The organism is Burkholderia sp. Bp9143, from assembly GCF_003853645.1.
Classification (GTDB): Bacteria; Pseudomonadota; Gammaproteobacteria; order Burkholderiales; family Burkholderiaceae; genus Burkholderia.
Map to the genome: position 1 here is coordinate 38371 of NZ_QTPO01000029.1, position 14626 is coordinate 52996.

Consider the following 14626-nt stretch of genomic DNA (forward strand, 5'->3'; position numbering starts at 1 on the left):
TACCCAGAGCCCTCCATGCCGAGCGATTGCTCATGTGACTTTCACCAGGGGCGTGCCAGGTATTCCGGACCTCGAGTCCTTACGGACCTTGATCGGTCTTCCCCGCGGCCCGGTGCTCAATCACGCAGGACTTCACGCTCAAGTTGCTCCCAGGAAAGGTGGCGTACGTCCGTGCCCTTGGCGACATAAATGACGAGCTCCGCCAGATTCGTTGCATGGTCCCCGATACGTTCGATCGCCGATGCGATGGACAGATAGTCCAGCGCAGCCGCGATGCTGTGGGGATGCTCGGGCATATATGTCGCCAGCTTGCGCACGAAAGCACGGTATTGCTCGTCGATTGCTTCGTCCTCGCGGACAATCTGGGCTGCAGCGATGGCATCGAGTCGCGCGAATGTATCGAGTGCGCGATGGAGGATGGCGGCCGCCAGCTGACCGGATAACTGGATTTCCGCAATGTCGATGGCCTTGCCCGCATCATCATTTGCGATTCGTCGAGTCCGCTTCGCGATCTTGTGGGCTTCGTCGCCTGCCCGCTCGAGATTGGTGATGGCCTTCGAGATCGCCATCAGCAAGCGCAGATCGGATGCCGCCGGCTGGCGCCGCGCGATGATGTTGCCGCACTCCGCGTCGATCTCGACTTCCATCGCATTGAGCCGATGCTCGTCGGCGATGACCTTATCGACCAACCCCAGGTCAAAGCGGTTGAGGGCCTGCATCGCATTGGTCAACTGCAACTCAACGAGTCCGCCCATCTCGAGTACCTTGGACGAAATGTGGTGAAGGTCAGTGTCGAATTGGCTAGTTATGTGTTTGTCTGACACGAGAAGTTCCTCCCTAACCGAAACCAGGGGCCGGGTGGGTGCACTTCGCAAGTCCCGGTTCTGGCAACCACAAGACCGACCTAACGCGATTTGGGTGGCCGGCCAGTCTTGACTCGTTCGACCGCGGAGACTGCTGCGAGTAGGTGTTTCTGCGGAGCGGACGCCAGCAGAATCAGGCCCGCCCGAAGAAGTTCACCCTTTTTCACCGATACGCCCGCATCGAGGCACCGCTGGATCAGCACCGTGATTTTTTCGTAGTCCGATCGCGGCATCGTGAATGTGTCGCGGACAACTTTCTCCGTCTCCAGGCGCTCCTTTCCCTGCGGGGCAATCTCTACGGAATCCACCTCAGTACGGGCTGTTCGCCTCTTTCCAGCCTTCACTAGAGCGGATTGCCTCTCGGCAGCGGACTCCGGTATTTCCCCGTCGCATGCACGCTTGCGCGACGAGGGGGCTTCCCGGCTCTTTTCCGTGTTGACCCGGTGCTTCATAGTTTCCCGCAATTTTGACAATACTGTACAAACAGTATAGCGATTTCTTGCGTGAAATGAATTCGGCCGTGGTCCGTACGGGGACAGATTCACCTTGCGGCAAAGCGTTTCAATTCTGAAACGCATTCAGTTGATTTTGCCATCCTCACTACATAATTAGCCTCGCATATCCCCGCAAAGCAATGAAGTACCTAAGCAGGAATGATGCTTGCGTGACAAGCGCTGTCGACGATGCGCAACCAAACCTATTAGACCAGTAGAGTGCGTCTCGTCAGCGGCTGAATTTTCTCCGTCGCAACAACACGCAGTCGGACTCGCATGTCCTTCAGGAACCACGGCGCGCGAGTGGATCACTGTACATAAAAAGTTGCAAGTGCAACCGATCAGCGTCGGGAGCCGGAATCATGACATTCACGTTCACGCTGATCGATCTTGCTGGTTCGATTGCGCTGGTGCTGCTCGGCACGCAGTTGCTTCAGACCGGCATGCAGCGCCCATTCGGCGCTGGTCTGCGGTCGCTGCTCGAATGGGTACTTGACAGACGACTCCCTGCCTTCTTCGGCGGGTTGGGCGTAACGGCGGTGCTGCAGAGCAGTGCCGCCTACGCGTCTGTGCGTGCAAGAGCTGCTTGAGAGATACCGTCGCCACATTGTGGTCAGAAGAATGCGTCACTATCTATCGCGACATGATTTCACTTTTGCAACCAACCAGTGGAGGGAAACATGACGCGGCACGCTCAGCGGCAATGGCTGCGATACGAAAAAGCTACTTTTAGATGGCGAAAGTGTTTCAGCGGCGGTACGAATCCGACCGAACGTCGCGGCTCCGATTCGCGATGACCGTCCAAAACACGATGCTGGCATGCCACTTGCGTTAAGGACCATGTGCGCTGGTGAATGGCTTTGCAGGTTTCGAGATGATTCCGACTATTGCAATGGTTTGCCCTCCTTGGGCGATCAAGGTGCCAAACGGCTTCTCGGTAGGTTTACTGAATTCGTGCAGGAGATGACGTTCCTCATGAACGCCACTGGGAAATCATGATGAGCACGCCCGCGACTTTCACGTTCGCTTTGCAATACGGAGGCAACGCGACGTTCTACGCCCGGAGCGGTGGCTATCCAGCAGGTGCCGCTGTATATCTGCTCGCGGCGCATCTGTCGGATGCCCTTGCGTCGTTAGCTGACAGGTTCTATCGAGCGAACGAGGCGTTCGAACTAACCACTCTCGATGTGCACAAGGATCTCTCTTATGGCTATGCGATCGATCTCGATGGGTATTTGTTCGCATATCGGATCGACTCTGATACCGACGAGTGGGAAAGGATCTTCTCAGGGCACTATGCAGCATTCATCAATGGACACGCACCCGCCGATGCTCTGCGCGACGGCACCCTTAAGCTGATCAAGACGTCGAGCATGGAAGACTGTCGCGAGTGGGTCACTCGCGGGCAGCTCATTAAGCGTCATGCTGACGCTGTCGCCGCACTGGCATCCTATCGCGAGCGATTCGCGGGCTGCGCAGAGAGCATTGCAAGCTATCAAAGCAAGATCGCCGCGCTCGATCTCGCGCTGCAGCGATATTATGAAGAGAACAACGTCGAGTGAGCGCTTCGTTGAGCGTGTTGCACGTGTCCACTCCTGGACAAGGATCCCGATTAACTCCACCTGCATCCATGCCGCTGCGAGTTGCCGCCAATCGTGAACTATTGACCGGACGAGGGAGCAAAGGGCGGCACAATTTTCTTATGGATTCGTGCGTCTGCTCAATCGAGGCGACTGGTTACGCTTCCGAGCTAGGGCATCTACCTACAGAGCGGCGCACCGGATTCAATACTAAACAGATAAAATGCACGCGCTAAACGAGCATTGTCTTTGCGTGGGAAATAGTTGGACGTAGCCGGACTTGCCCTTGCCTTTGAGTCTTCCAGACAGGCAAATGCAAAGTCTGCGTCGAACCATACAAGGGAGCATAAGAATGACGGGTTTCACGTCGGATCAACTTGTTGCGTCAAGCAAAGCCACCGCGACCGCCATGTTTGCGCTTGCAAATCAGGCGTTCCACGGTTGCGAGCAAATGATTCAATTCAACCTGCATGCGGCTCGACAGGCACTTACCGAAAGTGGCTCGTATTGGTCGGAAACACTGTCGTACAAGGCTCCGGAGCAAGTCGTCGCGCACCACACGAAGCTCTTGCAGTCGAGCACGGAGAAAGCGCTGTCGTACGGCGGTCAACTTGTCGCCATTGCGTCGAACACCCACGCCGAATGGTTGAAGATCGTAGGATCGCAAGTTGAATTGCATTCCCGCAGCCTTCCGCGCTTCTAACCGTCGTGCAAGGCATACACCACCCCGCGCGAACGTTACGGCAAGCAAGCTGACTGCGTTGTTTCAGCTGCGGTCATTGACATACGTCGCGTTTTTGTTGGCACCACAGCGATGTGGTGCCATGCGTCGGCGCATGCATCCATCACCCGAATTCGATGCGAGGACCCTTGCAGACGATGCTAAGTCCGCACGAAATCTCCACGTTGATGATGGCGTGGAACGCCCCGGATCAGATTGGATCCGACCGCGACGAGCTTGTCACACTACTGGAGCGTCAACTGATCGCCTTCGATCCGCTGGCGTCCGATAATCGGCATATTCAGGTGACGGCCGAAGGTCATGCCGTCCTGAAAGCGGTCTCGCGCATTCGTTAAGCGGAGCGGGGAATTCGGCGCGCCGGTCCGGTCTATTCAAACAGGCGGGTCAGCGCGATAATCGACCATAACTCTCAGGCTTGGTGGGAGTTGCCCGTCTCAAGAACTGGACGCAATGACGGAGGCAACAATGGACGGATCATGGGTTGGAATTGTGGTCGGGACGTTCGTGCTTGCCCTCGCGGCGATTGCCGTCGCGAGCCACTATCGGCGCGAGCATCGTCGCGCCGAATTGCTCAGAAACCTGGATCACCACGACTGGTGTCGATGGACACATGCTCATCGAGTCAGTTCAAGGGCAGTGAAACGATGAGACGCTGGTCGCTGACAAAAGAAATCAAGAAGTAGAATCCGGCCATACGCTTGATGTCCGCACTGCCGGTTCAATTTTCTCCGAATACCGGCGCGGCTGGAAATTCTCGACCTACGCGACCTGGTGGATCCGGCAGGCTGTCACGCGTGCGCTCGCCGATCAGGCGCGGACCATTTGCGTGCCGGTCCGCATGATCGAGACGATCAACAAGCTGAACCGGATATCGCGCGAAATCCTGCAACCGACAGGGCAGGAAGCGCATCCCGCAGTGCTCGCAAAGCGCATGGAGATGTCCGAGGAGAAAGTGCTCGGTATCCTCAAGATCGCCAAGCAACCTGTCTCGCTCGAAAACCCGGTGGGTGACGATGGCGATGCGACGCTTGGCGACACGATCGAGGATGCGTCGGCGAGTTCGCCGGCTGAGGCGGCGATTCACGCGAACATGCGTGCGGCGATCGACGAGGCGCTCAACGGGTTGTCGCCGCGCGAGGCCAAGGTTCTGCGGATGCGATTCGGGCTCGACACCAACTCCGATCACACGCTTGAAGAGGTCGGCAAGCAGTTCGACGTGACTTGCGAGCGAATCCGTCAGATCGAGAGCAAGGCGATGCGCAAGCTGATGCATCCCAGCCGTGCAGACAAGCTCAGGCCCTTTCTTGAGCGCTGAGGCAAGCCGGGCGTAGTATCCCTTCGACGCCCGACTCCAGACTGGCAGCGATCACGCGTCGGCCTGATCGTCGTCCTGACCGGACGTGTTCGCTGCCGGGAAAACTTACAGCGGCTTGATGCTGGCGGCCTGCTTTCCCTTGGGGCCCTGCTTGACCTCGAAGCTGACCTTCTGGCCCTCCTGAAGCGATTTGAAGCCACTTCCCTGAACCTCGGAGAAGTGCGCAAACAGGTCTTCGCCGCCGTCATCCGGCGTGATGAATCCGAACCCCTTCGTATCGTTGAACCACTTGACGGTACCCGTTGCCATACTCTGAACGCTCCAAGGAAATCGGTTGTAAATGATGCGACTGGCCTGCGCCAGACAGCGGCTACCTTGTATCACAAGGGGGCTGCCACTGACAATCCAGATTTCTGGCAAGCCACGCCGGCATCGCCGATGCAAACCCCTCAAAATCTTCGTTGAACCAGACGCGCTGCCTCGTAAGCGATTTCGGCGTTAGCGCCTGGCGAACGGGAAAATAGCGTCTAGAGTCGACAGCCTGGATCAACTCTTTCTTGACGTCTTCGCGACAAATGGCGTCGGTACGTGTTGAACCTGTTCGCTTCCGCACTGAGGGCAAGGCGGATGAGTCGATGCATGTTCGGCGAGATGCTCGACGCTCTCGAACGTTTTGCCGCACTTCTCGCAACGGTATTGGTAGGTCGGCATGGCATTCCTCCGGTATCGATGCTGCCCGAGGATGTGAGTATGGTTCGTGGCGGCGCGAACTTGATATTGCAGTGAACCCGCATTAATGCGATTGCGAGGGACTTGAACTGCAACTGCGCTCGATCGCACGAACCTCCGTCACCAGTTCATGCCCCCGGGCACACGGGCGATCGAGCGTTTTGGGGTGTTGAGGCGTTGCATGGTGCGCCGGGCCCAGCCCACCTCGATGCGCTTTATGCGTCATGGCACGAGGGGAGCGTGGCATGCTGCCGCCGACTTACAACAGAACCGCTTGCTGCAAAAGCTCCAGCGCTTTCAATTCGTCCAGTCGACCCGTGCGTGCTTTACCTGCTAGCGTCTTGATCAACGCTTCCGCAATCGGTGCAATACCATCAAGATTGTCCAGGCTGGCCACGGAAGAGAAGGGTGGCGGTACCGGGTTTCGCTGCGGTATTGCGGAGGCGGGGAGCGACTCAAGAGTTGCCGGTGTAGCAGCCGGCGCCTCGCCAGTACTTACTTCAAGTGTGCGACCGGCAAGGTCGTCGGAGAAATCTCTTACATGATTTTGAGGGCTGACGACGGACGTCTCTTTCTCTCCTGCGACGTCCGCTGAAACAGGTGAAGGGCTTGCCGATTCGCCCAGGGCGCCCACCCGCGCGCCCCCCTTGTGCGCTTTCTCATCGACGAGCTTCGCTGACACGCCATCGCCTGTTGCGACCGCAATCGGCTCGTGTTGTTGAACGGATACGCGACCGCGCGATGCAGGCGTGAGCAACCTCGACACCGACTCTGGAATCTCGGCTTCGGAGCGCGGGGTGTCCAACCAGCCACTTGGCAATCCAAGTCGCTCCGTGAATCGGTTTGCTTCCACGCTGTCCATGCGTTTCTTGCCATGTAGCCGATGGGCCATGTTGGATCCACTCATCGCCATGACCACACCAAGTCGTATTTTCGATCCGTTGCGACTGGTGAGAACGTGGAGGTTAGCGCGTCGGATGTTTTCTACCTCGGCGCTGTCGCTCAATGCCAGCGATTGCTGTTCGGGCGTTTTAGGAGAACGCTTGTATTTCGATGGCGAAGCTTTCTGCGGCGCGTGGGGTTTAGGCTGTTCGACCATTTCGCTTTGACGGTTCTTGACGGCCCTGGACGCTCGTCCAGCTGCTTTCTTTGGCATTTTCGCTTCCTCGGACAAACTATCTTTAAGAACTGATTGTTGATCGACGCTTCGACCCGAAGACGGCTTAAGTGCTTCAGACTCTGCGCCTTGTCCGTCGTCCGTTTGAATGAAGTCGAGCGGTGACTTCAGACGAGCGATGGTCTCGGCCGCGAGCGCGGGATTGGGATGGTCAAAAAAACCATGCGGCAACCCAAGTGTGGTTTCCATGTGAAAAGCGGTCTCGGGTGTGAACCTCTCGCCCTTCATCAGTTCGCCGACTCGCGTCATGTTCGATTCAAGCGCTATCGCGATATTTTCTGCGCCTACCGCATCGACCAGAAACTGAAACGATCGTGTTTTGAAAATGGAGGCAGTCTGGGCGGCATCTCGAGGAGGCGTCTTCACATACGGTTGTCCCTGCCGATTGGACGGGGATTTTTTTACGTGGCGAGGTTGACGTTGGCCGCTGTCCCGAGATCCCGCATATCGCCCGCGGGCTTGGCTCATAAAGTAGGGCTCCATGCGATCACTTTGAACTTTGCATTATAGCCGGGCCGATGTTGGCACTCGAAGCGTCAGTCGCTCCACGGTCGAAAATGTACGCCCTGGGTGCGATTCAACAGGGTCGTCAGGTCGCCGCACCGTATCGCACCAGTCCTCGCATAATCCACCGCGATCCCGTAAAGCTTCGCCTGTACGGTATCCCATAGTCTCTTGCGCTGCCCGTGAGAGGAAACGCATCCACGATCGATGCGCGCCGGTCCACGTTCGGCTCACGAGCTCGAGGTCGAGATAGTTTCCGATTCTTCACGGAATCGTGGCGTTGAGCGACAGCTTGCCGGAGCGCTCGTGCGCCAATACGGCGAATCCCCACGTTTCATGCAGCCTGTCACGATGCTTCCAGGGGTGTGAACAAGTTGTGCGCTTAGATCGACAGTCCATCGGGATGCGCGGCTATCTGCCCATTCGGACGGCGCCTCCAGGTGATGAGAATTCATGATTAGGCCGCCGTGGGACCGTAGGCTTAGTCCGTTACGACGATCTCCATCTCGTCGGCCGGGTCGATCTGAAATTCATTTACCCGGCACGCACGGACGTCGAATATCAGGCGATTCAGCGCTTCAAGCTTTGCGTCAGTATCGTCGACTGTCATTCCGGCAGCCTGGTCGATGGCAGATTGGCGTGCATTGAGCAATAGCTTCAGCGCGTTCGCTCGCTTCATGAACATGCGATTTGTCACGCCTCACCTCAATTTTGCACGGCGACGACACGGCGGCCGACTGGCCCCAAGAATGAAAAGCTCAGCGACCTCATAGGACTGCACCGCATACAAACCTTGGATTCCAAGGGAGCAATATTTTCATTGTCGTCAATCAGCCCGCTTCGAGCGGGCTCTCGCACATTCAGCATATGAATTGAGGTGCGATATGGCAAGCAGCGCAAAACGTCGAGCCGATCGGGCTCGGCTACGGAAAAAGCGGCGCGCGTGGTGGGGCGACTGCGCCAAAACCGACAGACAGCTTGGGCGGCTGATCGACACACCGACGCTATGTAGCTGCTGGATGTGCGGCAGCGCCCGGCGCTACTTTGGCGAGCGCTCGATTAGCGAGCGCCGGTGGCTTCAAGACTTAGGCGACGAATCCGCATAGACGGTTGCTCATCGTTACCCAGTTCCGAGAGCGGGACGCACTGCTACGCGGCTGGCTTGGCGAGCGTTACGGCCACACACCGCAGTTCGTAGACGGCGGTGTGGTGCGGAAAAAGCGCGACGATGTGGTTGTGCACCTCCGGCACGATCGCACCGAGCGGGTGTTCCTGCTCTTACTCAAGGGCGGCGGCACCGGGCTGAACCTGGCGGCCGCCTCGAGCGTCATCCGTTTTCTACCTCAGTTGGAACCCTGCAGTCGAGGCCCAGGCGAACGATCGCGCCTACCGCATAGGACAGCGCAGCCATGTGCAGGTGCATCGCCTGATTACGGAGGCGACGTTTGAGGAACGCATCAACGACATGATCAAAGGCAAGCGCGAACTGGCCGAATTGGCTATTGGCACAGGCGAGCAATGGATTGGGAATCTCAGCGACCACGAGTTGCACTCGCTGTTTACACTGAATTGACCGTGATCAGATCGGCCGTTGTGACGGCGACACGCGAAAGTCAGGGCGGCAGTGCACGCGAGTAACGCTTCCTTGTCGAATTCGGCTGGCAGCCTCTATCGGCAAGGGACAGCCGCTGGAGAAGGCGATCAACCTGATGCGTTCGCTGAGGTGTAAATGGGTCGATGCGATGAGCGGCTGAGCGCTGCAGCTCCTGGACCTTGGCTGCTTGTTGCAACCGGACGTTAGCCGGGCCAATGGATTTTCTCCATCCATCCTTGAGTTGCGTATCGCCGACGAGTTCGTAACGCATGTTTTGAACTCCTTGATTTGGTTTGAGTCGGAGGGACGTGTAGATGGGGCTTTATCGATCAAGCGCTGGTTGAAAGTGGCTTGCAGGGTAATCTTCAATTCCGACTATCTCGATGAGTGGCATAATTCGAGCGTTGCGATCTCTCGCAACCGACAACTTTGGGAGAACAGAACATGGCCAATAGCGACTACAAGACGTTGAAGGCGCAACTCGACGCTTTGCAGGAAAAAACAGAAGCGGCACGCGTTGCGGAATTGGAGGCATTGGTTGCTGACATGCGCGCAAATGTGGCGGAATACGGAATCACGGCCGAGCAGATTTTTGGCCGCCAACGCGTAGCCAAGGGCAAGAAGGTCGGCGGTCACGTGGCGGCAAAATACCAGAACCCGAAGACGGGTGAAACCTGGAGCGGTCGAGGCCGCGCGCCGGCGTGGATCAAGGACGTGAAGGACCGCACTCGCTTTCTCATTGGCTCAGCGGTCGAGACACAGAGTGCCCCCGGCAATGCCACAGCTGGGGCCGTAGTCAAGAAAGCTGCGGCAAAGAAAGCCGCCGCAAAGACCCGAAAGGGCGACGCGAAATCCGCGAAATCCGTGAAATCGGCCGGCGCGACGGCGGCTCGCAAGAGAGGGCGCCCGTCGACTACTGTTGCTGCAAAAAAGACGAGAAGCCGGCGCACTCCTGGCGTGAAAAAGGCGGCAGGCGCCGCTGTCAAGCCGGAAGTCATCACAGAAGCCGCGGGCGAGTAAGACGGCGGTGGTCAGGCAGGCGGGTGGCAAGGAAAGGATTGTTCCCTGCCACTCGCTTTTATTGTTTGTTCCTGCTGACGTTGTATCGTTTTTCATCTGATCCGGGTAAAGTCGGCCCAGGGCCTGGATGCCGCCACAGTTGTGTAGGTGGGTTTGGGATGCCGACATTGTTTCGGATGAACCTGGCCCGCTGGCGACACGATCTTCGGATGGTTTTGCCCCCTCGAAGTGTGAAGTCCGATCGGCCCGATTCAACTTCCTAAGATGACCACGCATCCGGCATCCCATCACGTCCCCCGCATCGTTGTGCGGCGCTCTCCGATCCATGGCCGCGGCGTATTTGCTCGTCGCGACCTGGCCGCTGGTGAAATGCTCCTCGAATACGTCGGTGAGCGTATCGATTGGGAGGTCGCCATTAACAGACCACCAGCCGATCCCGCCAATCCGGATCACACCTTCTTCTTCGATCTCGGCGATGGGCGCGTCATCGATGGCGCGGCAGCGGGCAACTCGTCGCGTTGGATCAATCATTCGTGCGCGCCGAATTGCGAGGCAGAAGATCGAGGCGGCCGGATTTTTATTCGAGCGCTGCGTGCGATCGATGCAGGTGACGAAATTAGCATTGATTATGCGCTCGCGGTTGACGGGCGCGTGACGCGCTCGATGCGCGACCGATACGCGTGCCGTTGTGGCGCGTCGATATGCCGCGGCACCATGCTGGGCATTCGGAGGCGCCGTAAGCAGGCGCATGAGGGTAGCCTAGTCAATACGGCGCAAGGTGTGTGTTATCCGCCGTCTGCCGTGCCTCCAGACGCGGTCCGGTCAACGGTACGCATTCTGGAGCGGCCGGGATCCGACCGCCTCATCGTGTCGTGGCGGCAGGCCGGGCGGGGGTGTTACAGCGAGCAGCTTTGGACTGCTGAGCTGGCGAGTGCTGGCGGAATCTGCGTGGTGTCGGGACAGGCTTACGAACGTGGTGATGCCGTATTTCAGCCAACAGGTTCACCTGTACCGCTCAATCAGGCTGAGCGCATCTGCGCGGACAGTGTTGCGCACATTCCCATCGACGAGGCGGCGTGACGATGTCGTTGCCGACGAGTTTACCAAGTCAAACTAAACTTAAGGTTACACGGCCGTGATACCGTTGTTTTGTTCGCCCTTCACATGCGCGCTTCGCGGGCGATCCTGCATGCGGCAACGGGGATGATCTAGATATGGCTTGGACGGGTGGCCACGGTGCCGCGCTGACGGAGATCGGGAATCGGAGACGAGGCCGTTCCGGCCAGGAATCGCTTCAGCTGCTGCTCGGCGTCCATCACCTTGTAACGTGGCGCGACATTCAGTTGCCAATCATGCAGCACGAGCAGCCGTTCAAATGCCGACACGGCGTCCGCTGCGAGGATCCACTCATTCGACTCATCGGCATGAATGTGCGTGGCCTCGACCGCATGCTCGACTGCCTTGTAGCGTTCAACAGGTTCGTCCCCGTAGCCAGCCTGCTGCAGGAACCACGCGATATACGTGGTGCGTATCAGCTCGTTGAAAAGATACGCGTTCCCTTGGCCGTCCCGACAGGCCGCCAGCGCAAGATGATGTGACAAGGACTGTGTCTGCACCGCCGTTTTGTCCAGCGGCAACAACATGGTTTTTGTTAAGGTGCGTCGCGGCGCGGCGGGCCGTCCGCAGTTTTTCTTGGAACTCATCTTGCGTCACATCGACCTGCTGGAGAAACTTCTCGCTGGGTGAGGCTGTTGTCTCGATACCGATCAGGTATTCACGGCATCTTTGAATGCTTTGCCGGCGGTAAACTTGACCGTTTTTGCGGCAGCGATCGTGATGGCCTCCCCGGTAGCGGGATTGCGGCCGGTCCGCTCGGCGCGGGCACCCGTGGAGAAGGAGCCAAAACCGATCAATTGCACCGTATCACCGCGGGTGACTGCGTGCGTCACGGCCTCGAGAATGGCATCAACGGCGGCCCCAGTGCTGGCTTTGGTGTCGCCGGTGGCAGCCGAAACAGCGTCGATGAGTTCTTGCTTGTTCATTCGTGGATTCCTCAGTCATGTGCGCTAAAAGCGGGTTTGGCCATTACCCTATAACATCTACCGCAGGCAACGCAACTTCTGGATCTTTGTTGCAATTGTAATTTGCTCAACCGAGGTCAACCGGGGGAGAATTGCCCGAGTTGTACGCGCAGACATTACACGCATCGCTCGCCATGTACGAAGTGTCGCTATGCTGCGATCTGAATGGACGACGAGGAAGGGCCGGGACTGCTGACGCATGTAATGCGAGCAGTATGTTGGCGGCAAGTTGCCCCGAAAAGATGCCATCATGATTGCAGTGGCCAAACAGGCTTCGAAATCGCACCGCGACCGGCATGCTTTGCGAGCGCACGGTATCAATCAGCAGATTATTTACGATGACCAGTAAAATTCAGGCCCTGCACCAGCAGCTTGGCCACCTCAATTTGCTTCTTGATGAGGCACGGAAGAAGGAAAAGGCGGCAGTCCTCTCCGCGATTCGGGAGCAGGTGAAGGAGTACGGCATCACGGAGGTGGAATTGCTCCGTGCGGCCGGCTTTGTGAAAGACAAGCCCAAGCAGTTGCCAGCCAAATACTACGATCCTTCCTCTGGCAAATCGTGGACGGGACGCGGCGCGTGTCCGAAGTGGCTGGCTGGCAAAAACCTGGATGACTATCTGATCCGCCCGGCCGCAAAGCCTTGGTGGCCAGGGGAAAACTGATAGGCAAGACCAGTCTTTGCGCTCGCAAAGTGATCAATTGCGCGTATTCGGCAAAGCTGCTGCTACAGCGATTGGCCACTATGCCCCGAGGCCAATCGACGTAAACCAGTATCCTGTTGGCGCCCTCAATTGTGCGAGAATGCGTGCCGCTGCGGGTGTAGCTCAATGGTAGAGCAGAAGCCTTCCAAGCTTACGACGAGGGTTCGATTCCCTTCACCCGCTCCACCATGGGCCCGTAGCTCAGTTGGTTAGAGCAGTCGACTCATAATCGATTGGTCGCCGGTTCAAGTCCGGCCAGGCCCACCACACGAACCCGGATGGTGAACGCGGTAGACACTGCTGACCTAAAGTGCGACTTTAGAGGGCGGCGGGATGTAGGCGCAATCAGCCATTGTATGGCGCTATCGCGCAATGCGAATGGCGACCTGCTCGTTGTGACCACCTATCCGCGACGGGCAACTCTCCACGACGTCGAGCGACGCGACCACCATCGACCGGTGGCGACGAGAACTCCGCGGCAATGCGTCCGCGTCTGTTCGACGGCGGCCCCAACGACACGTTCGGCCGCGCGCGGGGGAGTTTCGCCTCCTCCGATACAAATACGAGCGTGACTCAGCCGCGGTCGACGCTGTACACCTCCGATTCCACGCGCCGGCCGGCGGTATTGCCGATGCGCTACGGCTTCAGAAGCGCGAAGTGGACTACAAGTATCCGTTCGCGCCGGCGTGCTATGCGGGTGCTCAATCTGTGTTGGGGGCGTCCATCACATCGACGCGCATGGCTCGACCGCCGATGGCCGTTCCACATTCCTCGACCTTATCGCGCTTGGACCTCATCCGATTCCGAACAGGATTCTGGGCAGGGGAGCAATGTAGGCTCACCGAGCTGCGCGCTCCTCATTTCATCGTTAAATATTCTGGTAAACTAAAAACATTCGCGAGAAATCGCCAAATAAACCACGCGATTGGAGATTGTATGGCGAGCAAGACGCTTCAGCGCCTGATGGAGGAGGCGCCGCGCGGACAACCGCTAGACACGGAAATGCTGAAGGATATGGGCGTCAGCCCGGCGCTCGCAACCTACATGGTCAAGGCGGGGTGGCTGCAGCGACTCTCCAAGGGGGCCTACCTGCTCACGGGGGATAGCCCGAGCCGGGAAGGAATCGTCGCGTACCTGAGTCGACGCGTGCCGGGCTTGCATGTCGGGGGCAAGACGGCGCTCGACTGGCAAGGCGGACGTCACAACATCGACCTTCGTGCGAAGACCATCTTATGGGCGCGGAAGCCCTATGAGATCTCGTCGTGGGTTGAGGAGCACATGCGCTACGCGTTCCAGACCACCCAGATCTTCGACGACGCGCTGCCGTATGAGGTGGGCCTCGAGCCACTGGCGAACGGGAATCCGCATGTGCTCGTTTCCGTTCCGGAGCGCGCACTGCTCGAACTCGCCAGTGATATTGGCAAAGGACAATCGATGGAGGAAGCGGTCAACCTGATGGCTTCGCTGAGAAACATTCGGCCTAGCGTCCTCGAGCAATTCATGACGCACTGCAAGCGCGTCAAGGTGCTTCGGCTGGTTCGGGATCTGGGGAGGAGCGGCGACTATTCCTGGGGGGCAGACCTGCAACGACACGTTGACCGGGTTGGCGCTGGGAAGCGGTGGTCCAACGTGAACAAAGACGGCGAGCGCCTTACGCTCAATCCAAAATGAACGATGCATACCTCGATACGATCCGGTCGCACCGCTTGATCGCACCCGACGTATTGCCGCTCACGCATGCTGCTCGCAGTGTTGCCCATTGACCTTTGATTGTGCGTCGGGACCTCTGTCTGGTCCTCTGGAAACAATGCGACGACGTAATTGAA

Annotated in this window: 17 protein-coding genes, 2 tRNA genes and 2 pseudogenes; 13 read left to right on the forward strand and 8 right to left on the reverse strand. The window is 58.0% G+C overall.

Annotated elements, in window-relative coordinates:
- Nucleotides 1–116: 116 nt before the first annotated feature.
- On the reverse strand, nt 117–824 hold the full coding sequence (gene phoU, locus DIE23_RS21800) for a phosphate signaling complex protein PhoU (protein ID WP_124614038.1): 708 nt from the start codon (nt 822–824) through the stop codon (nt 117–119).
- An 895-nt stretch (nt 825–1719) separates the two neighbouring features.
- Between phoU and DIE23_RS21810 the strand changes: the two genes are divergently transcribed.
- From DIE23_RS21810 to DIE23_RS21835, 5 genes and pseudogenes are all read left to right on the forward strand, one after another.
- Nucleotides 1720–1947, forward strand: coding sequence for a hypothetical protein (locus DIE23_RS21810; protein WP_260436133.1), 228 nt, complete (start codon nt 1720–1722; stop codon nt 1945–1947).
- Between the two features lie 408 nt (nt 1948–2355).
- Nucleotides 2356–2919, forward strand: coding sequence for a hypothetical protein (locus DIE23_RS21815; RefSeq protein WP_057929532.1), 564 nt, complete (start codon nt 2356–2358; stop codon nt 2917–2919).
- 370 nt (nt 2920–3289) lie between these two features.
- Nucleotides 3290–3640, forward strand: coding sequence for a TIGR01841 family phasin (gene phaP, locus DIE23_RS21820; RefSeq protein ID WP_185646510.1), 351 nt, complete (start codon nt 3290–3292; stop codon nt 3638–3640).
- 176 nt (nt 3641–3816) lie between these two features.
- Nucleotides 3817–4014: a hypothetical protein gene (locus tag DIE23_RS21825; RefSeq protein WP_124614086.1), complete on the forward strand. Its 198-nt coding sequence runs from the start codon at nt 3817–3819 to the stop codon at nt 4012–4014.
- Between the two features lie 395 nt (nt 4015–4409).
- Nucleotides 4410–4994: pseudogene (locus DIE23_RS21835) on the forward strand (sigma-70 family RNA polymerase sigma factor); the annotation flags it as partial.
- Between the two features lie 105 nt (nt 4995–5099).
- On the opposite strand, the gene DIE23_RS21840 reads toward DIE23_RS21835, so the two are convergent.
- Complete coding sequence (locus DIE23_RS21840; RefSeq protein WP_057926883.1) at nt 5100–5303, reverse strand: cold-shock protein; 204 nt, start codon at nt 5301–5303, stop codon at nt 5100–5102.
- 237 nt (nt 5304–5540) lie between these two features.
- Entirely contained in the window at nt 5541–5705 is a 165-nt protein-coding gene (locus DIE23_RS21845; protein WP_124614042.1) for a zinc ribbon domain-containing protein, read from the reverse strand.
- Between DIE23_RS21845 and DIE23_RS39640 the strand changes: the two genes are divergently transcribed.
- A complete protein-coding gene (locus DIE23_RS39640; RefSeq protein ID WP_185646514.1) occupies nt 5634–5780 on the forward strand; it encodes a hypothetical protein in 147 nt (48 codons plus the stop codon). The genes DIE23_RS21845 and DIE23_RS39640 overlap by 72 nt on opposite strands.
- A 202-nt stretch (nt 5781–5982) precedes the next feature.
- Here DIE23_RS39640 and DIE23_RS21850 read toward each other — a convergent pair whose 3' ends face one another.
- Both DIE23_RS21850 and DIE23_RS21855 read right to left on the reverse strand, forming a co-directional pair.
- On the reverse strand, nt 5983–7368 hold the full coding sequence (locus DIE23_RS21850) for a hypothetical protein (protein ID WP_124614043.1): 1386 nt from the start codon (nt 7366–7368) through the stop codon (nt 5983–5985).
- 517 nt (nt 7369–7885) lie between these two features.
- Nucleotides 7886–8089, reverse strand: coding sequence for a hypothetical protein (locus DIE23_RS21855; RefSeq protein WP_124614044.1), 204 nt, complete (start codon nt 8087–8089; stop codon nt 7886–7888).
- Nucleotides 8090–8815: 726 nt separating this feature from the next.
- Between DIE23_RS21855 and DIE23_RS39645 the strand changes: the two genes are divergently transcribed.
- Nucleotides 8816–8977: a hypothetical protein gene (locus tag DIE23_RS39645; RefSeq protein ID WP_185646511.1), complete on the forward strand. Its 162-nt coding sequence runs from the start codon at nt 8816–8818 to the stop codon at nt 8975–8977.
- A gap of 40 nt (nt 8978–9017) precedes the next feature.
- On the opposite strand, the gene DIE23_RS21870 is transcribed toward DIE23_RS39645, so the two are convergent.
- Nucleotides 9018–9269, reverse strand: coding sequence for a hypothetical protein (locus tag DIE23_RS21870; protein WP_124614047.1), 252 nt, complete (start codon nt 9267–9269; stop codon nt 9018–9020).
- A 173-nt stretch (nt 9270–9442) separates the two neighbouring features.
- On the opposite strand from DIE23_RS21870, the pseudogene DIE23_RS40295 reads away from it, so the two are divergent.
- Both DIE23_RS40295 and DIE23_RS39650 read left to right on the forward strand, forming a co-directional pair.
- Nucleotides 9443–9739 (forward strand): annotated as a pseudogene (locus DIE23_RS40295) (H-NS family nucleoid-associated regulatory protein); the annotation flags it as partial.
- 543 nt (nt 9740–10282) lie between these two features.
- A complete protein-coding gene (locus tag DIE23_RS39650; RefSeq protein WP_185646512.1) occupies nt 10283–11098 on the forward strand; it encodes an SET domain-containing protein-lysine N-methyltransferase in 816 nt (271 codons plus the stop codon).
- Between the two features lie 128 nt (nt 11099–11226).
- Here DIE23_RS39650 and DIE23_RS21885 read toward each other — a convergent pair whose 3' ends face one another.
- Together DIE23_RS21885 and DIE23_RS21890 are read right to left on the reverse strand one after the other, a co-directional pair.
- On the reverse strand, nt 11227–11721 hold the full coding sequence (locus DIE23_RS21885) for a hypothetical protein (RefSeq protein WP_260436134.1): 495 nt from the start codon (nt 11719–11721) through the stop codon (nt 11227–11229).
- Nucleotides 11722–11784: 63 nt separating this feature from the next.
- Entirely contained in the window at nt 11785–12060 is a 276-nt protein-coding gene (locus DIE23_RS21890; protein ID WP_057926889.1) for an HU family DNA-binding protein, read from the reverse strand.
- 377 nt (nt 12061–12437) lie between these two features.
- On the opposite strand from DIE23_RS21890, the gene DIE23_RS21895 reads away from it, so the two are divergent.
- The 4 genes from DIE23_RS21895 (at nt 12438) to DIE23_RS21910 (ending at nt 14471) form a co-directional block, all read left to right on the forward strand.
- On the forward strand, nt 12438–12761 hold the full coding sequence (locus DIE23_RS21895) for an H-NS family nucleoid-associated regulatory protein (protein ID WP_124614049.1): 324 nt from the start codon (nt 12438–12440) through the stop codon (nt 12759–12761).
- A 151-nt stretch (nt 12762–12912) separates the two neighbouring features.
- Nucleotides 12913–12986: transfer RNA gene (locus DIE23_RS21900), tRNA-Gly, on the forward strand.
- Nucleotides 12987–12990: 4 nt separating this feature from the next.
- Nucleotides 12991–13067, forward strand: a tRNA-Ile gene (locus DIE23_RS21905).
- A gap of 669 nt (nt 13068–13736) precedes the next feature.
- Entirely contained in the window at nt 13737–14471 is a 735-nt protein-coding gene (locus DIE23_RS21910) for a type IV toxin-antitoxin system AbiEi family antitoxin domain-containing protein (protein WP_124614050.1), read from the forward strand.
- Nucleotides 14472–14626: the final 155 nt, after the last annotated feature.